Here is a 23,285-nt window from a genome sequence, read left to right as displayed (position 1 = left end):
TGGACATCAAAGGTAAAAGATTGTGTGATACTTGTTTGCATTATACAATTTTAAATAATTTATTCAAAAAAGTATAAAAATTGTCAATCATCTGATATAACTGAACTATCAAGAAATTTTACTGGTTTATTATTTATAAATGAATAATTTTTAATTAATTGGAATTCGAGAGGGGAGGGTTATTTGTGAATGATGAAATAAAAGTTTGGAATGAAAATGAAGCCATTCTTCATTCATTGCAAGACGATATTTTAGTGACTGATACAGATGGCATTATTTTGAAGGTGAGTGAAGCAACCGAAGGTATTTATAATATGAAGACAAATGAAATGATCGGCCGATCCGTTTATGAACTTGAAAAAGAAGGGGTTTTTACACCGATTTTGACGCCTTTGGTCATTAAAGAAAAAAAGAAAATTACCCTTGTCCAAACAACTAATAATGGCGATAAGTTACTTGTTACGGGGATTCCTGTATTCGATGCTAACAAAACGCTCGTCCGAATTGTCAGTTATTCACATGATGTAACAGAGTTACTTAACATGAAAAAATACTTAATTGACATCGAAGACGAAATGGAACGAGTAAAAAGTGAGCTTGAATTGCTGAGAAATCTTCAGTTTGATTCTGATGGGATGATAGCAACCAGTATAGAAATGAAAAAAGTCCTCCAACTCGCATTACAGGTAGCTGAAATCGATGTCAATGTGTTACTGCTGGGGGAAACAGGAGTGGGAAAATCACATATTGCTAAATTTATTCACAAGAAGAGTTCGAGAAAGAACGGACCTTTTATCGAGGTGAACTGTGGGGCCATACCCGAATCCCTTTTTGAGGCAGAGTTTTTTGGTTATGAATCGGGTGCATTCACAGGTGCAAATTCAAAAGGGAAGGTAGGGTTAGCGGAACTTGCTGAAGGTGGGACATTATTTTTAGATGAAATTGGTGAGTTGTCATTAGCAGATCAAGTGAAAATCCTCAAATTTATTCAGGAAAAGCAATTTTATCGTGTCGGTGGAACGAGGCTTCGAACCGTTGATTTCCGTATCCTAGCCGCGACAAATAAAAACTTAGAGAATGCAGTTGAAGAAAAAACCTTTAGACATGACCTCTATTTTCGCTTAAATGTGGTACCCATCACCATTCCGCCATTAAGGAAGCGGTCAACTGATATTATTCCGTTGATTGAACACTTTTTAGCGTTTTTTTCAAAAAAGTACGGCCGGGAGCGCAACCTTGATGAGGGTGTTATCCATCTGTTGTTAACACAAGAGTGGAAGGGAAATGTGCGGGAATTAATCAATTTAATTGAAAGACTGGTAGTCACCTCACCTAAACAGCTGATTGAAATTGAAAATTTACCTAATCAATTTCGAAAGCCTTTTCCTGATGTGACGTCAGTTGAAGAAACCAATCGCTCCTTGAATGAAATTCTTGAAAGCGTTGAAAAGCAAGTGCTAATAAAGGCTAGAAAACAATACAAAACAACGATTAACATGGCTAAAGCATTAGGAATCAGTCAACCATCTGTATTTAGAAAACTCAGAAAATACGAAATAGAATAAAGAGTGGCACGAAACTTGCACTATATTTTAGTAATGAGTGGACCAACCAAGGGAGATTTCTTAGCAAGGCTATTCCTTATAAGGAGGGCGATACGAAGGGAAAGCGGTTCCTTATTGCTTATATTTATACAGAAATAATAAACGTAAATATTCTCAAATAACATTGTAGATGTATTTTTATTTCAATTTGTGTATATTCAATTAATAATAGAATATTAGGAAAATATATTGACATAAAATTAACAAGTATTTATATTTAAGGAATATTATTCATTTTTAAATAACTTTAGTGGAGAAGGGGTGGATTATGAACGTAACAGTAGGACCAGCTCAATATATTAGAAATAAGGGGTTATTAGAAGAAGCAGGACCATACATAAAAAACTTCGGAAACTCTGCAGCCCTTATTGGAGGCCATACAAGTAAAGAAATTGTAGAAGTTTCATTACAAAAGAGTTTGTCTAAGCATGGGATTTTATTGAAGCATTCCTTTTGGTATGGAGGAGAATCTTCCGAATCGAATATCGATAGATTAGTAGTCGACTTAAGAGATGAAGAGGTCGATGTCCTCATCGTGGCAGGTGGAGGTAAAGCAATTGATACGGTGAAAGCCGTTGCTTACCGGCTTAACAAACCTTTAGTTGCCATCCCAACAATCGCCGCAACCTGTGCCGCTGCCACACCGATTACCATTCTTTACAGCAATGAAGGTGAATTTATCGGGATTGAACGGAAATCAAAAGCTCCTGATTTAGTCTTGGTAGATTCGGAAATTATCATGGAGGCGCCCGTTCGTTTTTTAATTGCCGGTATTGGCGATACATTGGCTAAATATTTCGAAACAAAATGCTCTGTGAAAAAAGCAACACCAACCGCCTTAAATCAGACGGCCATTGCGATAGCAGGTCAGGTGTACCAAACGTTGCTTCAAATAGGGAAAGAGTCTGTCAATGCTGTAAGAGCACAAACAGTGACAAAAGAATTCGAAAATGTGATAGATACCGTTATTTTAGTCAGTGGCAGTGTAAGTGGGTACGGCGGGGATGATTGCCGGACAGCTGGAGCGCATGCCATCTATTCCGGATTAACGATTTTCCCTGAAGTGCACCACACCTATCATGGTGAAATTGTTGCCTTTGGTATTCTTGCACAATTGTGTATGGAGAATACTAGCGATGATGAGTTGAAAACGTTAATAAGTTATTACCAGGAAGTAGGACTTCCTTTTACCTTAAAGCAAATGGGGATCACTAACTTAACAGATAGTCAGTGGAGAAGGCTTGGTGACATTACCGTTACTATTGAAGATATGGCAAATATGCCCTTTGAAGTCACACCAGAAATGGTGATTGAAGCTGTCCGCCGAGCAGATGAAATAGGAAATGGGATGCTAACTACTGGTGTTGCTGCACAGTAATGGTTCTTTATTCGTAGGCAGTCCATTTAAAAAAGAGCAACATGGTTGAAAAAACTTGATTCTATGAAGCTAGCTACACGAAAGAGAGATAATTTTTTTAATCAATCAAGGGGGAATTTAGGATGAAAAAATGGTTATTAGTTTTTTGTTCGTTGATGTTGTTATTCGCGTTAGCGGCATGTGGAAAAAAGGACGCGGCAAGTACTGTAGAAAATGGGAAGTCGTCTGAACCTTTGAGAGTGACATTGCCGACATGGACAGGATATGGCCCGTTATTTTTAGCAAAGGAAAAGGGCTTTTTCAAAAAGAATGGTATTGATGTGGATCTTTCCATAGTTGAAGGATTAGGTGAACGTAAACAAGCGTTAGCAAGCGGGAAAATTGACGGGATGGCAACAGCACTGGATGTGCAAGTTTCATTAGCAGCCTCTGAAATCCCAGTTCAAGTTGTTTGGTTATTGGATGATTCATACGGCGGAGATGGCATCCTTGTAAAAAAAGGAATTAATAGTGTGAAAGATTTAAAAGGGAAACAAGTAGCATTTGAAGTTGGTTCAACAAGCCATATGCTAGCACTACAAGCTTTAAAACAAGGCGGATTAACTGAAAAAGATGTGCAAGTTGTCCAAATGTCTGCAGGCGATGCTGGTGCAGCTTTTGCAGCTGGTAAAGTGGATGCAGCCGTAACATGGGAGCCTTGGTTATCAAAAGGAGCACAAGCAAACGGAAAGGTATTGTTAACAACCAAAGATCTATCAGGAATTATTGTTGATACCGTCAGCTTTAAAGAAGATGTCATCAAAAATCGTCCGAAAGATGTGGAAGCTTTTGTAAAAGCTATGGGCGAAGCAATGACTTACTGGAAAGAACATGAGAAAGAAGCCAACGAAATTATGGCGAAAGGTTTAAAAATTGACCTAAAAGAATTTGAAGGAACGGTAACTGGTTTGAAATTCTTTTCAAAAGAGGATAACGTAAAATTATTTGGCACGGAAAGTGCAAAAGGCTCCATTTATCAATCCACAGAAAATGCGATTTCGTTTTACAAGGATCAAAAACTACTTAAAACAGAGCCAAAAGCAGAAGATGTCATCAATCCAACTTTCCAAAAGTAAGAAATTTACTTGCTAAATTATTTTTGGATTTACTTTGATCAGCCTGACTCATGAGTTGTTTTTTACCCCTCATCAGTTAGGCTTTTTTTCAAAATAAAACGCATAAGAAAATAGGTGAGAAAAAATGATAGCAAAATTGTTTACTCCTAATAAAGAAATTCCAAAAATGTTTTATACTTCGGCTGGCTTCTTAACATTTATTATTTTTCTATTGATTTGGTCTGTACTTAGTTACGGACAGTTTGTTAATCCTTTATTCTTACCAACTCCCTCTGCTGTATTAGCAACAGCCGTCGATATGTTTATAAATGGTGAGATTCTCTCTGATATTGGAATCAGTTTTACAAGGGTTCTTTTCGGATTTCTAGCTGCTGCCATTATTGGTATACCTCTAGGGATCTTAATGGGATCGCTGAGGATTATGGAAGGAGCATTTGAACCGATCATCGGATTCATTCGCTATATGCCAGCATCGGCCTTCATTCCCTTACTTATTCTTTGGATTGGACTTGGAGAGACCGAAAAAATGAGTGTCATTTTCTTAGGAACGTTTTTCCAGCTGACACTAATGATAATGGACGTAACCAAAAATGTTCAAAATGATTTAGTCGATGTTTCCTACACATTAGGCGCAAAGAAGGTACAGGTGTTCACAAAGGTAATTCTGCCTGCTTCATTACCAGGTATTGTTGATACACTTCGGATTACATTCGGATGGGCGTGGACATATTTAGTGGTCGCAGAAATTGTCGGTGCATCTAGTGGTTTAGGATATATGATCATGCAGGCATCACGTTTTCTTCAGCCAGATAAAATCATCGTGGGCATTTTAATTATTGGTTTACTGGGGCTGATTACAGATATTCTCTTTAAAGCTATATACAAGGCTTCGTTTTCTTGGATGAGAAAGGATGGTTTTTAGATGGTTACACCTAGTTTAAAAGTTAAAGAGGTCGAAAAAATAGCGGAACCAAAACGGAGAGAATCGATTGTTTCGATAACAGGAACACCAAAGTTAGAAATCAAAGAGGTAGGAAAAGTCTTTAAAACCAAAAGCGGGGAAACGACCGCATTAGAAAAAACCACATTTTCGATAGAAGAAGGGGAATTTGTCACGATTTTAGGACCTTCAGGTTGTGGTAAATCAACTGTTTTGCGGATTGTCGCAGGTTTAGAAGATGCAACGTCAGGAAAAGTTCTTCTTGATGGGCAGGAAATCAATGGACCTGGACCTGATCGAGGAATGGTGTTTCAATCGTACACTTTATTTCCATGGTTATCTGTCAAAGAGAATATTACCTTTGGACTAAAGCTAAAGGGTGTTTCTCAAAAAGAAAGAGACGATATTGCAAGACACTACTTGCAATTAATCGGCTTAGAAGGATTTGAATCGCATTTCCCGATTCAATTATCAGGTGGGATGAAACAACGTGTTGCGATTGCACGGGCGCTGGCAAACGACCCGAAAATATTATTAATGGATGAGCCATTTGGAGCATTGGATGCCCAAACTAGAAACATTATGCAAGAAGTGCTCTTGAAAGCTTGGGAAGAGTCCAAAAAGACGATTTTATTTATTACGCATGATGTCGATGAATCGATCTTTTTAGCAGATTCCGTTTATGTGATGACTGCAAGACCAGGTCGTTTAAAGAAAAAGATCCCTATAACAATAGAGAGACCTAGAGATTTTAGTGTAAAAGCTACACTCGAGTTTGCCGAATACAAAGAAGAATTATTGTCGCTGATTCGAGATGAAAGTTTAAAAGCGATTAAATAACTCACGTCACTAAACTGATAATAATAGAAGAAACCCGTAATTTCGAGAGAAAAGGATTACGAATATGGAGGTCAATGTATGGAGAACAAATGGGATCACCTCGTGAAAAATATGCCAAATCGACTTGCACCTAGCATGGCGAAGGACCATCCAAATCTACCAGTTGTTAAAGAGGAAGGCTGCTATTACTTTGGAGTGGATGGAAAGAAGTATCTTGATTTTACATCCGGGATAGCCGTAACAAATGTTGGGCATCGTCATCCAAAGGTGGTTCAAGCCATAAAAGATGCAGCTGATGGATTAATGCACGGTCCTTCTGGCGTGATTATGTATGAGTCGATTTTACGTTTAGCGGATAAACTTGCTGAAATTTTACCTGGAGACCTTGATTGCTTTTTCTTTGCCAATAGTGGAACGGAAGCAATCGAAGGCGCTCTTAAACTAGCAAAATATGTGACGAAACGACCTTTTGTCATTTCCTTTACAGGTTGTTTCCATGGTCGTTCTTTAGGCGCATTAAGTGTGACTACATCTAAAAGCAAATATCGAAAATTCATGCAGCCATCCGGTCTTACCTATCAGGTTCCTTATGCAAATGTAAAAGAATGCCCAGAAGGTCTAGACCCTGAAGCATATGTTATCGAAAAATTAGAAAAAGATTTCGCCTCTTTATTTAGTCATCAAGTAACACCGGAAGAAGTAGCTTGTGTGATCTTAGAGCCTGTTCTTGGTGAAGGCGGTTATATTGTTCCACCGAAGGGCTGGTTAAAAAAGGTTCGTGAAATTTGTGATCGACATAATATTTTACTCATTTTTGATGAAGTTCAAACGGGATTTGGCCGCACAGGTCAATGGTTCGCAGCTCAAACCTTTGATGTAATCCCAGATATTATGGCAATCGCCAAAGGAATAGCAAATGGTCTTCCGCTTAGCGCGACGGTCTCTTCCAGTGAATTAATGAAACAATGGCCACTCGGAAGTCATGGGACAACGTTTGGCGGAAATCCAATTTCATGTTCCGTTGCACTAGCTACCTTGGAAGTAATGAAAGAGGAAAACCTACTTGAAAACACTCGAAACATGGGAGGCTATGCCGTTGGGCAGCTTAAACGAATTAAAGAACGTCACCCTGTTATTGGCAGCATCCGTGCGGTTGGCTTAATGATTGGGATTGAAATCATTGACCCAGTGACAGGTGGACCGAATGGAGAAGGATTGTTAAAAATTCTTGATCTAGCCCTTGAAAAAGGTGTTTTATTCTATTTATGCGGAAATCATGGAGAAGTTATTCGAATGATTCCTCCGTTAATCGTTACAAAGGAACAAATTGATGAAGGGCTTCAAATGCTTGATGAAGCATTATCGGAGTATGAAGCGACATTGATGCAGCTAGTAAAATAATAATCAGCAAACAGAATGATAAGCGTTGAGATTTTTCTCTCATCGCTTTTTATTTTGTCTCATATAATCAAAATAGTTTATTATAAATATATTATGTAAACAAATATATATTTAAGAAGAGAAAATTGTACAAAGATATTAGCTGAAAAATGGTATACTGTTATTTATTTAGTATCAGGAAATGGGTGTTAAAATAAATATATCTGATTCCTTTGTGGTTACTTGTTTGGAGTTGAAAATTTTGAGTCGTTTATTTGCAAATTGGTATGATTTTTTTATGAATCCGTTAGAGAAAAAGAAGTTTAAGAGGATTCGCAAGGAACTTCTTTCTAAGGCAACGGGAAGTGTCCTAGAATTAGGGTCGGGTACAGGAATTAATTTTCCTTTATATGAATCTGCAGAAACAGTGACTGCGATTGAACCAAGTCAACATATGATTGAGCGGTCCTTATCGAAACATAAGCAATCACTAGTCCCAATAGAAATCGTGCAGGCAAGTGCAGAAAAACTGCCTTTTGGTGCGGATACTTTTGATACTGTAGTGGCAACACTTGTATTTTGTACGATACCAAATCCGGAAAAAGCCATTTTAGAGTTGAAACGAGTGTGTAAGCCTGAAGGGAAAATTCTTGTATTTGAGCATGTTAAGATGCAAAATCGTTTTTTAGCTTCACTCCAGGACTGGCTAACTCCAACTTGGAAAAAAATCTGTGATGGATGCTGTTTAAATAGGAATACCTTAGACTTACTAAGGGCTCATGATATCTCAATAATAAAAGTGCAAAAATATTATCGTGATTTATTTGTTTTTGTTGAAGCCAAAAATAATAAGAAAGCATAGTTTTTTCAAGAGTCTCCATATTGGAAGGCTGGCTCTAATGTTGTCTAAAAACAACATTGTTGAGTCAGCCAGTCTCGTTTTCTTATCTTTTATTGATTTAACGCTCCTGGGTCAACCCCCAAATTTAATCCTTGATTTCAACATTCCCATTGTCATCAATTTCGATAGTTGTATAGCTTTTGAAGACGTCCATGTTGGTGATTTCATGTTGAACGACGCTGGCAAAGCTCTCCATGTAAGGCTTGTACACCTCAGGGTCTTTGACGAGATGATAAAAATTCACTCTTTTTCCATCTTTCATATCCGTCATCCTTAGTAAAAATCGGTCGCCAAATTGCCCTTTAAACCAACCTCTTGCTTCCTCATGACTATTGAATTTAGACATTTGGTTAGGATCAATTGTAAGATCTTGATGCATTAACTCGTTCACCTCTTTCCAATATATTGCCTCTTCTAATATTCCCCATTGGCATAAAAATTATTGTGTATTAAATGTTTAAATTAAAATTCAACTGTCACTTCATTTATATGGTAAATTTAAAGAGTGAGAATCAATATTACCGCTATAAATTAGGCATAGTTTCTATTAACTAATAGATGAAACAAATGTATGGAGGAAAGGTTTATGGTAGTTGTAAAATCAGTCACAGTCGATGGTGAGAGTATCTATGTATTTAGAAACGCGGTCTACATCTTTGAATCGAGTTCGGGTATTACCTTAGAATTAAATCTGATTGTCAGTGAGGTTGTTGTTAAAAAATACAAAAACGTGGAAAACCTAATAGTTGAGATAGAATTTGAAGATGGTAGAATCATAAATTCCATTATGCATGTAAAAATTCTGAGTGGCGGCTTGCCGCAACTTAATTTATTCTGCGAGCTCGATGATATTCAAGAATATCAAGATTTTGATCGGGTAAACGAAAATGATTCTTGGTTTCCGAATATAGAGGATGGCATTACTATAGAAGAAATAAGAAAAGTGGAAATGCCAAATGAGGATGTTGGTTTAAAACTAAATTTGCCAATCGACCAGGTCGAGTGGTTAAAAAAACAAAAAAAGAAAAGCTTAAATGAAATTTTTCAAGAAATGATCTATGAATTTTGGGAAAAACAAGAATCGAAATGATTTTGGGGTAGTCGGCACACTTCCGTCTGAAAAAGGACAGACGGAAGTGTGCTGAAAGCCGTTATAAAATTACTTCATTTTGACAAGGGAAACATCAAAGACTAAACATAGAAAAATAGCAAAGATTGCTGAAAAGATAAGGGCGAGGATAGGTCTTTTAAAATGGATTCGAATAATTAAGAACATAACAATTACGAATAATAGGGACCATAATAAATTCCAATGATGGTGGTAGGTAATAGATCCCCCCTTCACCGCTACATATTCCAAAATAATATAGGCGCATGTAAAAAAGGCGATGTAAAGAGATTGAGAGAGGACGCCTTTTCTAAAAGGATATTTGGAAAGGTAAACCCATGTCGAGAGGGGCATTCCAATCAAAGTTAATAACAAAATCGGAATCATAGCAAACTGTACCCCATTTGGTTCCATTTGCCAAAGTTGATATTTATAACAAAGGAGTTCATATAATGCCTCTCCAAGGGAAGCAAAAAGCATCGTAGGATAATAGGCCTTCCAATTTCGATCTGCGAACTTAAAGGCAACAATTATCCAAATAACCGAATAAATGATGGCAATCATGAGGTACACTCCTAGAAGTTAATAAATACTATATTTCCCAAAAATAGATAGACCATCCATAGGTGAGCATAATAAAATTTTTAAATTCAGTAATAAATTCTACAAATCATATAAAGAATTAAGTTCTTTCATCGGTGAAACATCCTTTTCCAAAAAGAAAAAATGGGTTACATTTGTAAGTATGATTCTAAAGGTTTGCATTGGGTGGTGATACCGCGTGACGGAAACAAAAAAGCTGCAAGAGATAGATTTATATAAGCCCATTCAGACCTATTTTTTACGTGAAGGGTATGAGGTTTACGGGGAAGTGAAGGACTGCGATATTGTTGCAGTGAAAGATGAAGAGTTAGTTGTCATTGAATTAAAACTCACCTTAAGTGTGGATTTACTAATACAGGCGGCCAAACGTCAGCGGATTACGGATAAAGTTTATGTGGCGATACCGAAACCGAAGCATCGTTTAAATTCTAAACGGTGGACAGAAAAATGCCATTTAATTCGCAGGCTGGAGCTGGGATTGATTGTTGTTTCGAGCCCAGGAAAACGGGGAAGGTCAGAAATTATTTTCGAGCCCACTCCATTTATTCGCCGCAAAAACAAACGCAAGCGAGATTCTATTATGAAGGAAATTAACGGCCGGAGTGCGGACTATAATGTGGGCGGCAGTAATCGAACCAAGATTATGACAGCTTATAAAGAAAATTGCATCCAAATTGCGTGTTACCTAGAAAATTTGGGTCCATTGTCCCCGAAAATGTTAAATCAATTGGGATCTGGAAAAAATACTTCCTCGGTCCTTACTAAAAACTATTATGGTTGGTTTGAAAGGATCAGACGAGGTATCTATGTAATAACTGAGAAGGGGAAAGAAGAAATCAAGGAATATCCAGAGTTGATAAATTATTATTTAACTAGTTTAGGCGACGACCAGGTTACTTAACTGCTACTACCTAAAAGGCTGCCCCAAAAATTACTTGGGACAGTCTTTTTTACTCTTTATGTTCAAAATATACTTGGGTCGTTCGCGGTCGTGTTTCTTTGAACCATTGATAACAAAAGATAGTGATCAGTATCAAGTCAATGGCATCTCCACCATAATACATAAGCAAAGCGCCCGTTTTGGCTTGGGCAACGGGAACTCCCATTGGCGGATGAGCATAAATATATTTTGAAAGAATGCCGTGGCATGCCAAGGCGATGATTAATACGCTCGAACGGAATAGGTTACTCGTCCGGTGTGGGTGGGGATCCGTATAAATAAAGGCTGCTGTGAAAAAATAGCCCGCAAGGAATACATGCAGGTGGACTACACTGTGAAGTAGTGCGTTATGTTGCATCGTTTGATATAGGCTAGTTGTATAGAGGACCCAAAGGCCGCTGACATTTAGGAGTGAGGCTACAATAGGATTACTGATGAATCTGATTGGGTTGCTTTTTATAATACGGGATAAGAGCCGTGCTTGCTTTACGTTTAATGTTCGCAGAATTAGTGTCATTGGGGCGGCCAGGACCATAAGAAGCGGTGCCAGCATCCCGAGCAGGAGATGGCCGAGCATATGTGACGTGAAATCTTGATGGGAACGAGCGGCCATAGGTCCTGAAATAGCAGCTAAGGAACAGGACAATCCTCCGATCCACAAGACCATTCGGAAAAACCGCCATGATTTTTTCCGTTTCTTAGTTAGAATGACTGCGCAGAGATAGATCACTAATGCCATAATAAACGGCAGTGTTAAAATCAGTTGAGGAACCAATTCATGGATTTCCATTTTAGAACCATGTTGGATGTGATTATGTATGTGCATTTTCTTTGGAGACTCCCGATGGTTTATATCTCTTATTCATACGAACGAGGAGGACGATGCCTAGAATAATCATCAGAACAGAGGTTGTGTACCACACCATGTCGTAGGGTAGGATATTTACTTGATAGCGTATTTGGTGAAGTCTCATCAGTTTATGTTGGATGGTTCCATCATATAATTGGAATCCTCCAGCCCCAAGCAATACACTGCCCAACCACCTCGGTAGCAGCCATCCACTACGGCGGCGAAGGTCGGCAACCATAAATAATGATCCAACTGTAGCAAACCAGCTAAACGCATGAAAAAATCCATCGGAGACTAGTCCAATCGCAGTCGTAGATCTATCGTAGAAATGATGCCAATGCAGTAATTGATGAAAAATAGTTTCGTCTATAAAAGCGACCAGTCCAATGCCAAACAGAATACCAGACCAGAGATTTCGACTTATGTATGAAGGGAAATTCTTGTGATTAGTAATCTTATTTTTCTGTTCCATTTTCTTCTCCTTTATCCAACTAATTCTTCTGCATTTCAATTTACCCTAAATGTATTAACAATAAACAGGTTTCCAGAAGAGTGCTGGTCCTTAATGTTATCTTATTGAGTTGATAGCTAAAATGGGTGGATAAAAATTCTTATTTTTAATTTCTCCTAAATTTGTCAAGACTGTTAAGCATAGGGCGATAAAGATAGGAAGGAGACTTTTTTATGAATAAACCTTTTGAATACCAGGAAATCTTCTATAACGAAGTCATCTATTTTTTAGAAACGAAATGGAAGCGTCGACTAAGTGATCATGAGAGGCATGTACTGATTGAAGGATATCGATTTGGCAGAATGATTGAAGCTGAAAATGAAATCAAAATCCTTTCGGCTAAGTAATTAAAGATTTTAAAGTGAAATAGACTTCTGGCAGCATCTGACGGTAATTGTTGCTGCCATTAATCACATTTTTTGCGGATAATGAATTAAAAGATAACTTTGTATCTACAAGGTTTTTTCTTGTTTTAATTATTGTATAATAAAGGAAGCGCTTCATATTTTTTGGCGGAGAGGAGAAAGGGGGTAAAGGTAAATAAAGATTCTTATTTGTTCATTTTGAATAGAATCACAGATTACTAAGTGGTTGTAAAAGTTTAAGCTACATAAGGGGGAATTTGAATGATGTCAAACTATGTAAAAATAGGTAATCTTCAAGTAGCAGATGTACTTTATCAGTTTATTAACGAGGACGCTTTACCTGGAACTGGCTTGGACCGCGAAAAGTTCTGGGCTGATTTCGAGACACTCTTTGCTGATTTGACACCGAAAAATAATCAGCTATTAGCTCGAAGGGATGACATTCAACATCAAATCAATGCCTGGCACCGAATAAATAAATCCTTCCACTTTGAAAATTATAAATCATTTTTAAAGGAAATTGGCTATTTAGAGTCTGAGGCAGCAGACTTTCAAATTACTACTGAAAATGTCGATGAGGAAGTAGCCCTAAAAGCAGGACCGCAGCTTGTCGTTCCTGTTGATAATGCCCGCTATGCCTTAAACGCAGCTAACGCCCGGTGGGGAAGTCTTTACGATGCATTATATGGGACGGATGCAATAAGTGAAGACGGCGGGGCTCAGCGAATAGCTGGCTACAATCCAGTTAGAGGGGAAAAAGTAATTGCTTTTGCAAGAGAGTTTCTTGATCAAGCCATACCACTTAAACAATTTTCCCATAAGGAAGCTGTTAAATATTCGGTTGTGAATGGGAGATTAGCAGTTTTACTTCGCAACGGCTCAACCAAAGGGCTTTCAGATGAATCCAAACTATCAGGGTATCAGGGGAATCCAGAAGAACCTTCCTCCATTTTGTTTAAAAATAATGGGCTCTATTTTGAAATCCAAGTCGACCGCAGCCATCCCATTGGTAAAACAGACCTAGCTGGCGTTAAAGATATTTTCATAGAGTCGGCATTAACCACGATTATGGACTGTGAAGATTCCGTTGCCGCCGTTGATGCGGACGATAAGGTATCTGTTTACTCCAATTGGCTCGGATTGATGAAGGGGGACTTGACGGCTGCTCTAACTAAGAATGGAAAGACGATCACGCGATCTCTCCAGCCTGATCGACAATATACATCCCCATCAGGTGAAGAATTCGCCTTAAAAGGGCGATCGCTTATGTTTGTCCGTATTGTCGGCCATTTAATGAAGAGTCATGCCATTCTTGATAAGGATGGGAACGAGGTACCAGAAGGGTTAATGGATACGGTACTAACCAGTTTAATTGCCAAGCATTCTCTTTTGACGAATGGAAAATATCAAAACTCGTCTAAGGGGTCGATCTATATCGTAAAGCCGAAAATGCATGGATCCGAAGAAGCGGCGTTTGCAAACGAAACGTTTAATCGTGTGGAGGACATGCTTGGACTTGAACGGAATACGCTAAAGATTGGTGTGATGGACGAAGAGCGCCGGACGTCTTTGAATCTGAAGAATTGTATTCGTGAAGTCAAAGAACGAATCGTATTTATTAATACTGGTTTCTTGGACCGAACTGGTGATGAAATTCATACGTCTATGGAAATCGGAGCGGTTATTCGCAAAAACGAAATGAAATTTTCGACTTGGCTGCAAAGCTATGAAAAATCCAATGTTTTTATCGGACTCGCCACTGGACTCAAAGGCCGGGCCCAGATTGGTAAAGGAATGTGGGCGATGCCGGACCTGATGGCTGAAATGCTCAAACAAAAAATCGGCCACCTGCAAGCGGGCGGGACGACTGCATGGGTTCCTTCTCCTACCGCTGCAACCCTGCATGCCCTTCATTATCATCAGTTAGATGTTTCTAAGGTGCAGGATGAGTTGTCGAGGGATATTCAGGATTTAAGAGATCAGATTTTAACGATCCCTGCTGCCGAAAATACCAACTGGTCCGCTGAGGAAATTCAGCAAGAGCTTGATAACAATGCCCAGGGCATTCTTGGCTATGTCGTTCGTTGGGTAGAAATGGGCGTTGGCTGTTCGAAAGTACCAGATATTAATCATGTGGGCTTGATGGAGGACCGTGCCACGCTAAGGATTTCTAGCCAGCATATCGCAAACTGGCTGCACCATGGAATTTGTACGAAGGAACAGGTTCTAGAAACATTAAAGCGGATGGCGAAAGTAGTGGACCGTCAAAATGAAGGTGACCCGGCTTATCGTCCAATGGCCTTAGATTATGATCAATCTGTTGCATTTCAAGCAGCGTGCGACTTAGTATTTAAAGGCTATGATCAGCCAAACGGCTACACTGAGCCGATTTTGCATCGTCGCCGTATTGAAGCCAAAGCCAAATGGAGAGTCGAGCACCACAATTAATAGTGCCAAAATCAAAAGCAACTACATGGTTACAGATGTAGTTGCTTTTTTTTGATGAATGAAACTGTCAACATAAGGAAAAATACCTTTGATACATTACCTTTTAAGGAGTGAAAGGAATGAGTAATATGGAACACAAGGAAACTTTACTAATGTTGGAAAGAAGCGATTAGGATGGAAGAAAGCCACAAAGCAGGAGCCTCTAAATCTAAATTCCTAACTATTATAAAGCAATCGATGGCAGTGAATAAGAAGCCATTTCCCTGGCTAAAGGCATTTTGTGCAGGTATTGCTGCAGCACTCCCTGTTATTATTGGATTATTGTTTGGTAATTTAGAATATGGATTGTTAGCTGGGATGGGGGGCTTTACCTATCTTTATGTATTTAATATCCCCTATGCTCAGCGGGCAAAAAAGCTAGTTTTTGTCATTCTTGGCATGTGTTTGGTCTCAGTATTAGGGACACTATCTGCTCCATTTCCGCTTGCTATTGCCATTTTAATGGGGATCATTGGAGCAGCTGCTATTTTTATTTTTGGTGCATTACGAATAACGGGACCCTCTGCCATCTTTTTTGTGTTGGTTTTTTCGATGACTACTGGGATGCCAATCCAACCAGAGCTTGCCCTGTTACGCGCCGCTCTTGTCTTTCTTGGTGGAACCCTATCGTGGATGATTGCCATGTTTGGCTGGTTCTTCAATCCACATGGCCCAGAAACAGGGGTCGTCCAAAGAGTTTATTTGGAATTGGCTGCGTTTCTCGATTCCGTTGGTACAAATAAATTTTCTGTTTCGAGACACCGAGTTATGTCCGTTTTGAAAGAAGCTGATGAAACATTGGCAGCAGGGTATATCCCTTGGCGAGCAACGGATCTCTTTAATCGTTTATACGTATTAAACGATCATGCCAATCAAATATTTTTGTATGTCCTTGAAAATTTTTCAGATAGTCATTCCAACTTCCCACCAGAATTGGGTCAAACTATCCGGGAAATGGCTCATTCACTGGACCATAAGAAAAAGGGAGAAAGTTTTTCAAAAAAAATTCTTCAGCCTTCAGTGATGGATGAAAAGGTGGCTCAATTATTTACAATCGTTTATGATGCGGATGCCATTATGAATGAACCAACATCTAAAATAAATCAAACGATTCGAATTTCCAAACCTTCCTTTAAGACTATTTTTTTGGGTGCCTTTGATAAACACTCGATTGTTTTTATTACGGCGATACGATTCGGCGTTATTACGACCATTGCTGCGATTATTGCCTTTCAGTTTGCATTTGTACGGTCCTATTGGGTCCCTTTATCCTGTGTAGCTGTTTTGTCAGGCTCTACCATTGTTGCGACCTATCATCGTGCCATACAAAGAGGATTGGGTACCATCCTTGGTATTTTAATTGCTAGTTTCATTCTTGCTATGCACCCAGATGGTTACATTATTGCTTTTTTCGTTTTACTATTGACGTTTATTACGGAACTTTTTATTGTAAAGAATTATGGATTGGCCGCCCTATTTTTTACACCGAATGCATTATTAATGGCAGAAAGCACGAGCCAGGGAAGTTTTAGCTTTTCCTATTTTGCCTCGGCCAGATTAATTGATGTGTTGATCGGAATTAGTATTGGTCTCATCGGTGTATGGTTAGTAGGGAGATGGTCAGCCTCTAGTGGATTGCCACATTTAATTACAAAAACCATCCGAAGTCAGGCTCAATTTTTGATCATCCTCTTTTCAGATCAAGGAGAAGGTTTTATTGCTTCGGAGAGTAGAGAATTAAGAAAAATGCGTACGAATATTATTAATTTAATTACGCTATATACTACAGCTGCAGGCGAGATTCCGGTTAATCAAAAAGCAGTGGAATACTACTGGCCGGTAATCTTTTCGATCGAGCATTTAGGATATTTACTAGAAAATTGTTCAAAAACCGAAGAACGTCCAATTCTATCAGATGAAACACTTTCCCAATTGCTTTATATTTGTGAAACGATGGCCAATGCCACCGCTCGAAAACGTTCGCCTTCTTTAAAAACTGTACCTAACATCCAAACATTTCCTAGCATTCAAAGTGAAATTATCAGCCTGCAAAAGTCGCTTCAAATGGAAGGTTGAGTTTCTGTAAAAGTAAAAGTAAAAGAAGGGCCAAGAGCGATGTGTGCAATAAGTGACTATAACAAAAATTTATTTCATATTTCTGTGTATTTTTATATTTTAAAAAAGTGTTATGATATTCATGTAATGTAAAAATATTCATACGATCTGTCGACTGAATCGATACTAATTAAAGGTGGTGGAAAGATGAAGAATTTAAAAATTGCATCTATACCTGGGGATGGAATTGGAAATGAAGTTGTACCTGCGGCAATTAAAGTGTTGGATACATTAGCAAATATCCATGGAGGCATTAAGTTTGAATTCACCCATTTTCCGTACGGTTGTGAATATTATTTGAAAAATGGAGCAATGATGGCCGCGGATGGACTTGAAAGATTAAAAGAGTTTGATGCTATTTTACTTGGGGCCGTGGGTAACGCCAAACTCGTTCCAGATCATGTTTCACTTTGGGGACTTCTCATTAAAATAAGACGAGAATTCGAACAGGTTATTAATATTAGACCTGCGAAAGTACTTAAAGGTGTGAAATCGCCGTTGATTAACCCCAAGGACTTTGATTTAATAGTCGTCAGGGAAAATAGTGAAGGAGAATACAGTTCAGTTGGCGGAAGAATCTATCAAGGCGAAGATGAAATCACCATTCAAAATAGTATTTTTTCGAGAAAAGCAACGGAACGTGCGATGCGTTTTGCTTTTGAACTAGCATTAAAACGAAATAAGCATGTAACGAGCGCGACAAAGTCTAATGGAATTGTCTATTCGATGCCTTTCTGGGATGAAGTTTTTAAAGACGTATCAAAGGATTATCCAAATGTTGATACAGATTCGCAGCACATTGATGCCTTGGCTGCCTTTTTTGTTACCCATCCCGATAAATTCGATGTGATTGTGGCAAGTAATCTTTTTGGCGATATATTAACCGATTTAGGGGCGGCAATTATGGGAAGTATCGGGGTTGCGCCAGCCGCCAACATTAATGTAAATGGAAAATATCCTTCGATGTTTGAACCGGTTCATGGGTCTGCACCTGATATTATTGGGAAAGGCATCGCAAATCCGCTAGGTCAAATTTGGACGGCCAAAATGATGTTAGACCATTTTGGAGAAGAGGAACTTGGGATTTTATTACTAGATACTATTGAAAACGTCACCAATGAGGGCATCTTAACACCAGACCTTGGAGGAAGTCATTCAACAGAAGAAGTAACAGAAGAGATTATTAGGAAGTTAATAATAAACTAATATATTATCGTTTCAATTTCTAATTTTAATTACGCATCGGTTCCATCACCAATAAATATTAATATATTGTATGAAAAGAAATGCAAAAACCGAGGTGGAACCGATGTATTTGTTCAAATCAATTTCGGATGATATTCATTCAGCGCAATTAGTCTTCAAACAAAATTCTAAAACAAAACGCCTTGTACTAGCTGCACTATTTGCTAGCATTGCAGCTGTACTCCAGGCAGCAGGTGGTTCTTTACCTGTAATGGGCTTCTTTATCAGCCCTTTTGCGACCGCTCCCATTCTATTCTGTTCGATCCTCTCCCTTCCACTTGGCGCAATGTCCTATTTCCTTACCAATCTATTGCTTTTAATCCTTCAACCTAGTGAATTAATTATCTTCCCCTTTACCACTGGCTTGTTAGGGCTGGGGACAGGAATTGCTTTCTATTTTCTCAAGAAAAGAATAAGCATCATTGCTTTTGGGGCTACTTTTTTAACGATTGGAATAATCAACCTTTTATATGTTTTCAAATTCCCAGTCTTGGGTCCAACCGTTTCTGGTTCTTTTTCCATTCTAACAACAGGCAGTATTTTTTTGTTTTCTTGCTTTTATAACTGGATTTGGGTTGTTATTGGGTTAACATTTTTAAAAAGGTTTAAGAAGTTTATAAACTAGCAACCCTCCATATCACACCTGTGTTAGGAGCAGCCCCTATATTTGTTCCTGGTGGTTTAAAGATTCCAAAGTTGGTAATGTACATTTCATTCCTATCTACTTATTCAGATGGGAGTAGTCCATATTCCAGGTTCGGGGTCAATTTTGCATGGCAACTTCGATTACAACGATTTCCTCTAGGGGCTGCAGCTCCTCTTTGAGGATGTTTTCAAATTCACCGAGGGTGCTGGCTCTTATTCCTTTAATACCGAAGCTAGCAGCTAAATTAACAAAATCCGGGTTCTGGAAGGTGACTCCGTAGTTTTCTCCAAACATTTTGTTCATTTGCTGAACCTCAAGTTTTAACATTGAGTCATTTAAAACAATAATGAGGAATGAGAGTCCTAGACGTTTGGCCGTCTCTAATTCTGCAAAATTCATGAGCGCGCCTCCATCACCAGTAATACAAATAACGTCGTCATCTGGACAAGCCAGTTTTGCTCCGATGGCACCTGATATGGCAATTCCCATTGAAGCTAGACCGTTTGAGATGAGTAACTGGTTTGGCATTTTGGGCTGATAGGTACGGGCGATTGAAACCTTATGGGAACCGACATCAGAAATCACAATTGTGTTCTCTGAAGTAAGACTTTCAATACTATGGAGAACATTCTCAATTGTATAGGGCAGTGTGCTGGAGTCTGGCTGATCTTGGTCGATTTGATAAGCAGTCTTTATTTGTTCTTTAAGTTCCCCAGAAGGTACCCAGGATTTGGTTGGGAGCTCTGATTGATTAAGCATTTGGATTGTCATCTTAATGTTCCCGACCAACTCAACCCCAACAGGGTAATATTCATTTATTTCGGCAGGTAAAGTATCGATATGTAGAACCGGAAGTTTCTTTTGATTCCAGTCTTTCGGAAGTTTTTCAACAAAGTCGAAGCCTATAACAATCAGTAAATCTGCTTCCTCAATGCCTGGTAAAACTTCATCGTTTTCATTAAATCCAAACGTAAAGAAATTCAGCGGGTGTTCCTTCGGAAGCACACCTTTTGCCATAAAACTGTGGGTAGCAGGAGATTGAATGGTATTGATAAAGTTCACCAACTCAGGGTATGCCTCCTGCCTGATTACTCCGTTTCCAATGATAATAAAGGGTTTTAGGTGTTTTTTAATAAGCTGGGTTGCTGCTACAAGTGCCTCATTTACTGGGACACTTTCAGGCAAAGATGTTACTGGCAAAGGCTTTCCAGGAATCATTTGAGTGGAAAAGTTCTCCGGTATCGTAATAGCGACTGAACCCGGTTTCTCCATTTTTGCCACTCTGAATGCTTTTCGAATAATTGCGGGGACAGTCTGGGATTCCTTGATTTGGGTGCTCCACTTTGTTGTTGGCTCAAACAATTTAGCTATATCTATATATTGATGTGATTCATTATGGTGACGTTCCACACCAGCTTGTCCAATTAATGCCACCACGGGTGAATGATCGAGCTGAGCGCTGGCAATACCAGTCAATAAATTTGTTGCTCCTGGACCCAGCGTCGATAAACAAACGCCGACTTTTTTTGATAATCTACCATATACATCGGCCATAAAAGCAGCCCCTTGCTCGTGCCTGACATTTACGTATTGAATTTGTGTTGATTTTGATAATGAATCAGCAAGATCGAGTGTCTCTGTCCCGAAGATCCCAAACACATATTCCACACCTTCGTTTTCTAAACAATGGACGATTACATCTGTTACTTTCATCTGATCCTCCAAAAAACCTTGATTTTTATCCTATGTTTTCTATGGTTACCGCTGATAGGATTTTTTAACCTCCCGCTAAAAAAATTGCCTAAGGAAAGAAGCAGCAGACGTTAGGTTATGGTAGTGTTTCAATTAGAAGAAAATATTGGATGTAAATAGGTGATAAATAATGAATGAAAAACAACAATATGTCTGGTATGCAAGTTATGGCTCTAATATTAATGTCGACCGATTCTTATGTTATATTAAAGGCGGTCAGCCTGAGGGATCAGCCCAAATTGAGATAGGATGTAAAGATCCTTCCCTACCAGTAGACGAGTCAACCTTCACCATAGACCTGCCCCTTTACTTCGCCAAAGAAGCGGCTAGATGGGAATCTCAAGGAGTAGCTTTTATCGGATTGAACCAAGACAAAGGAAACCAAACCTATAGTAAGAAATATCTAATTACGGGCGAACAGTTTCTAGATGTCGTCAAACAAGAAAATAATGGACTAAATTTTGAGATTGATTTACATGAGGTTAAACAGAAGGGCTCAAAAGTATTCCACCGCGATTCCTGGTATGGAAATATACTGTATTTGGGAGATGAAAATGGTTTTCCCATTTACACCTTTACAGCCCCATGGGATATTAATGAAGTCGAGTGGAAGATCCCTTCCACTGCCTATTTAAAAACTATTATTAAGGGATTATCAAAAAATTATTCAAATAAAGATATCTTCGCTTATTTTCAAAGCAAACCAGGCATTAAAGATCAATTCACTGATCATGAATTGACTCTTCTGTTAAACGGCCGTGAAAGGTGATTTTTTCTTACCTTTCACGACTTATTTTTATCAAGTAAGGAATAATAAGAACATTCATTTTAAATGTCGAACGATTATGAGAGGAAAATTTATCCTTGGTAAATTGTGAATTCATTTACAATTCACAATTTAGACCTTAATTATTCTATTTTTAGTGTTATGATAATGGTAATGGTACTATCGAGTTGAAACCTCGAATTACTTGGAAGCTGTTTATGAAAATCTGTCGAAAAAAGGAAGTTTTCCTATGAACATAAAACCTAAAAAACATAATATCTTTCAACGAATTGGACGAGCTTTTAAGTTGAATTTTATCAAACTGTTACGTTCTCCCGGTGGAGCGAAAAAAGTTTCCTTGGGATTTGCGATTGGCTTTGGTTTAGAAATGGTCGTTCTATCGTCTGCATCCCTTATTTATATTGTGTTTTTACCGATGGTCCGGATAGCTAAAGGTTCATTGCCTGCAGCAATCATCGGAAATGTCATTGGAAAACTATCCTTTCTTCCTGTTCTTCTTTTCCCTTTTGCCAAGAAAATTGGTCAACTCATCTATCCATTTAACGGGCAAATCGGTCATAAGACACCATTTTCGTTTGAACAATTATTGCAAGGGGATTTCCGAGGCGTTGTCAGTCTTCTTTATGGCGGAGTCCATGTGTTAATTGGAATGACTATTTTTGGAATCGTCCTTGGTGTCATCTCGTACTTCCTTGTTCATTATTTTTACGAAAAAGAAAAAACGAAAAGACTTACGAGAATTCGTGATAAACAAGCATCTCGAAAAAATCCTCTTATTATCATCGATGCTGCTAATAATTAAGGTTTTAGTTTCTTTAAGATGATTGATTCTAAAAGCTTCCACGGCAAGAAATTTTTAATGGTAAGCATATTCTTTACACCAGCCCCGATTGGATACCGGAGGTCAGGTGATTTCGGCTGCGAGGCAATTTGTGCAGCCAGTTTGGCTACCTCGATTGGATTGCCATGGCCAGCTTTTCCACCTTCAATTTCATATAACAGGCTCTCCTTATAGGATGCGTACGGGGACTCGGCATTGACCTCCATCCCATCCACGCTTGCCCAAATATTGGTTTGAAAGGATCCAGGCTCAATTAAGGATACATCAATCCCAAATGGTTTAAGTTCCAGTCGTAAGCTTTCGCTGTAACCCTCAAGTGCGTGCTTGGATGCGACATATGCAGATAATCCTGGGAAACCGAATCTCCCGCTGATACTGCTCATGTTAATAATCCTGCCTTGTTTCTTTGCCCGCATTAATGGAAGGACTGACTGTGTTACGGCGATCAATCCGAAAAAGTTGGTTTCAAATTGAAGCCGATAATCCTCGATTGAGAGCTCTTCACTAAAACCTCCAAGTGCAAATCCCGCATTGTTGACTAACACATCTATAGGGGGATATTTCTCCAATTTGCCTTGAAAAAGATGAATGGATTCCGTGGAGGTAACATCAAGCGGGAGGACATGAATGAAATTTTCTACCTGGTTTTCTTTTGCAAGTTCTAGTAGGGGCTGTGCTTTGTTTACATCTCTCATCGTTGCAATCACTGTAAATCCTTTTAATGCCAGTTCAATCACAGTTAACAAACCGAAGCCGCTTGAAGATCCTGTAACGATGGCTGTTTTTTGTGTCATGATGGTCTCCTTTTCTTCCTTTTCTTCTATTTAAACTTAAAATAGAGAAGTTTGTATAGCAAAATGGAAAAAGGCTGCCCCAA

Annotated in this window: 22 protein-coding genes; 16 read left to right on the top strand and 6 right to left on the bottom strand. The window is 38.7% G+C overall.

Features of this window, described 5'->3' with window-relative positions:
- Positions 1 to 185: 185 nt before the first annotated feature.
- The 7 genes from ACSU6B_RS16400 (at position 186) to ACSU6B_RS16370 (ending at position 8,119) form a co-directional block, all read left to right on the top strand.
- The gene (locus ACSU6B_RS16400) at positions 186 to 1,565 is read left to right on the top strand and encodes a sigma-54 interaction domain-containing protein (RefSeq protein WP_410886797.1); all 1,380 of its coding nucleotides are present in this window, start codon (positions 186 to 188) and stop codon (positions 1,563 to 1,565) included.
- A 307-nt stretch (positions 1,566 to 1,872) separates the two neighbouring features.
- The gene (locus ACSU6B_RS16395) at positions 1,873 to 2,982 is read left to right on the top strand and encodes an iron-containing alcohol dehydrogenase family protein (protein ID WP_410886795.1); all 1,110 of its coding nucleotides are present in this window, start codon (positions 1,873 to 1,875) and stop codon (positions 2,980 to 2,982) included.
- 122 nt (positions 2,983 to 3,104) lie between these two features.
- Positions 3,105 to 4,097, top strand: a complete 993-nt coding sequence (locus ACSU6B_RS16390) for an aliphatic sulfonate ABC transporter substrate-binding protein (RefSeq protein ID WP_410886793.1) — start codon at positions 3,105 to 3,107, stop codon at positions 4,095 to 4,097.
- 124 nt (positions 4,098 to 4,221) lie between these two features.
- Positions 4,222 to 5,019: an ABC transporter permease gene (locus ACSU6B_RS16385; RefSeq protein ID WP_098934136.1), complete on the top strand. Its 798-nt coding sequence runs from the start codon at positions 4,222 to 4,224 to the stop codon at positions 5,017 to 5,019.
- Positions 5,020 to 5,877 (top strand): ABC transporter ATP-binding protein, encoded by an 858-nt coding sequence (locus ACSU6B_RS16380; protein ID WP_410886791.1) that lies wholly within the window; start codon positions 5,020 to 5,022, stop codon positions 5,875 to 5,877.
- 78 nt (positions 5,878 to 5,955) lie between these two features.
- Positions 5,956 to 7,278: an aspartate aminotransferase family protein gene (locus ACSU6B_RS16375; protein ID WP_410886789.1), complete on the top strand. Its 1,323-nt coding sequence runs from the start codon at positions 5,956 to 5,958 to the stop codon at positions 7,276 to 7,278.
- Between the two features lie 241 nt (positions 7,279 to 7,519).
- Positions 7,520 to 8,119 carry a class I SAM-dependent methyltransferase gene (locus ACSU6B_RS16370; RefSeq protein WP_410886787.1) on the top strand — a complete coding sequence of 200 codons (600 nt, stop codon included), beginning with the start codon at positions 7,520 to 7,522 and terminating at the stop codon, positions 8,117 to 8,119.
- Positions 8,120 to 8,243: 124 nt separating this feature from the next.
- Here the strand turns inward: ACSU6B_RS16370 and ACSU6B_RS16365 are convergent, their stop codons facing one another.
- Entirely contained in the window at positions 8,244 to 8,537 is a 294-nt protein-coding gene (locus ACSU6B_RS16365) for a hypothetical protein (protein ID WP_410886785.1), read from the bottom strand.
- Between the two features lie 207 nt (positions 8,538 to 8,744).
- Here ACSU6B_RS16365 and ACSU6B_RS16360 point away from each other — a divergent pair, with 207 nt between their 5' ends.
- A complete protein-coding gene (locus ACSU6B_RS16360; protein WP_410886783.1) occupies positions 8,745 to 9,248 on the top strand; it encodes a hypothetical protein in 504 nt (167 codons plus the stop codon).
- Between the two features lie 69 nt (positions 9,249 to 9,317).
- Here the strand turns inward: ACSU6B_RS16360 and ACSU6B_RS16355 are convergent, their stop codons facing one another.
- Entirely contained in the window at positions 9,318 to 9,830 is a 513-nt protein-coding gene (locus ACSU6B_RS16355; RefSeq protein WP_410886781.1) for a CBO0543 family protein, read from the bottom strand.
- 217 nt (positions 9,831 to 10,047) lie between these two features.
- Between ACSU6B_RS16355 and ACSU6B_RS16350 the strand changes: the two genes are divergently transcribed.
- The gene (locus ACSU6B_RS16350; RefSeq protein ID WP_410886779.1) at positions 10,048 to 10,770 is read left to right on the top strand and encodes a DUF2161 domain-containing phosphodiesterase; all 723 of its coding nucleotides are present in this window, start codon (positions 10,048 to 10,050) and stop codon (positions 10,768 to 10,770) included.
- Between the two features lie 49 nt (positions 10,771 to 10,819).
- Here ACSU6B_RS16350 and ACSU6B_RS16345 read toward each other — a convergent pair whose 3' ends face one another.
- Both ACSU6B_RS16345 and ACSU6B_RS16340 read right to left on the bottom strand, forming a co-directional pair.
- The gene (locus tag ACSU6B_RS16345; protein ID WP_410886777.1) at positions 10,820 to 11,635 is read right to left on the bottom strand and encodes a cytochrome c oxidase assembly protein; all 816 of its coding nucleotides are present in this window, start codon (positions 11,633 to 11,635) and stop codon (positions 10,820 to 10,822) included.
- Positions 11,622 to 12,131: a DUF2243 domain-containing protein gene (locus ACSU6B_RS16340; RefSeq protein ID WP_215006814.1), complete on the bottom strand. Its 510-nt coding sequence runs from the start codon at positions 12,129 to 12,131 to the stop codon at positions 11,622 to 11,624. The genes ACSU6B_RS16345 and ACSU6B_RS16340 overlap by 14 nt, the downstream gene beginning before the upstream one ends.
- Positions 12,132 to 12,343: 212 nt before the next feature.
- On the opposite strand from ACSU6B_RS16340, the gene ACSU6B_RS16335 reads away from it, so the two are divergent.
- From ACSU6B_RS16335 to ACSU6B_RS16315, 5 genes are all read left to right on the top strand, one after another.
- Entirely contained in the window at positions 12,344 to 12,517 is a 174-nt protein-coding gene (locus tag ACSU6B_RS16335; protein WP_410886775.1) for a hypothetical protein, read from the top strand.
- A 282-nt stretch (positions 12,518 to 12,799) separates the two neighbouring features.
- A complete protein-coding gene (locus tag ACSU6B_RS16330) occupies positions 12,800 to 14,983 on the top strand; it encodes a malate synthase G (protein ID WP_410886876.1) in 2,184 nt (727 codons plus the stop codon).
- Between the two features lie 174 nt (positions 14,984 to 15,157).
- Positions 15,158 to 17,098: an FUSC family protein gene (locus ACSU6B_RS16325; protein ID WP_410886773.1), complete on the top strand. Its 1,941-nt coding sequence runs from the start codon at positions 15,158 to 15,160 to the stop codon at positions 17,096 to 17,098.
- Between the two features lie 186 nt (positions 17,099 to 17,284).
- On the top strand, positions 17,285 to 18,343 hold the full coding sequence (locus ACSU6B_RS16320) for a tartrate dehydrogenase (RefSeq protein WP_410886771.1): 1,059 nt from the start codon (positions 17,285 to 17,287) through the stop codon (positions 18,341 to 18,343).
- 103 nt (positions 18,344 to 18,446) lie between these two features.
- A complete protein-coding gene (locus ACSU6B_RS16315) occupies positions 18,447 to 19,007 on the top strand; it encodes a hypothetical protein (RefSeq protein WP_410886769.1) in 561 nt (186 codons plus the stop codon).
- Positions 19,008 to 19,145: 138 nt separating this feature from the next.
- Here the strand turns inward: ACSU6B_RS16315 and ACSU6B_RS16310 are convergent, their stop codons facing one another.
- Complete coding sequence (locus tag ACSU6B_RS16310; RefSeq protein ID WP_410886767.1) at positions 19,146 to 20,741, bottom strand: acetolactate synthase large subunit; 1,596 nt, start codon at positions 20,739 to 20,741, stop codon at positions 19,146 to 19,148.
- A gap of 169 nt (positions 20,742 to 20,910) precedes the next feature.
- On the opposite strand from ACSU6B_RS16310, the gene ACSU6B_RS16305 reads away from it, so the two are divergent.
- Together ACSU6B_RS16305 and ACSU6B_RS16300 are read left to right on the top strand one after the other, a co-directional pair.
- Positions 20,911 to 21,549 carry a hypothetical protein gene (locus ACSU6B_RS16305; RefSeq protein WP_410886765.1) on the top strand — a complete coding sequence of 213 codons (639 nt, stop codon included), beginning with the start codon at positions 20,911 to 20,913 and terminating at the stop codon, positions 21,547 to 21,549.
- A 247-nt stretch (positions 21,550 to 21,796) separates the two neighbouring features.
- Positions 21,797 to 22,369 carry a DUF2062 domain-containing protein gene (locus tag ACSU6B_RS16300; protein WP_410886763.1) on the top strand — a complete coding sequence of 191 codons (573 nt, stop codon included), beginning with the start codon at positions 21,797 to 21,799 and terminating at the stop codon, positions 22,367 to 22,369.
- Here ACSU6B_RS16300 and ACSU6B_RS16295 read toward each other — a convergent pair.
- Positions 22,366 to 23,202, bottom strand: coding sequence for an SDR family oxidoreductase (locus ACSU6B_RS16295; RefSeq protein ID WP_410886761.1), 837 nt, complete (start codon positions 23,200 to 23,202; stop codon positions 22,366 to 22,368). The genes ACSU6B_RS16300 and ACSU6B_RS16295 overlap by 4 nt on opposite strands.
- Positions 23,203 to 23,285: the final 83 nt, after the last annotated feature.

It is taken from the genome of Neobacillus sp. C211, assembly GCF_051842875.1.
Taxonomy (GTDB): domain Bacteria; phylum Bacillota; class Bacilli; order Bacillales; family Cytobacillaceae; genus Neobacillus.
Note: the sequence above shows the minus strand (reverse complement) of the source record. Positions and strands in the feature narration are given on the sequence as shown.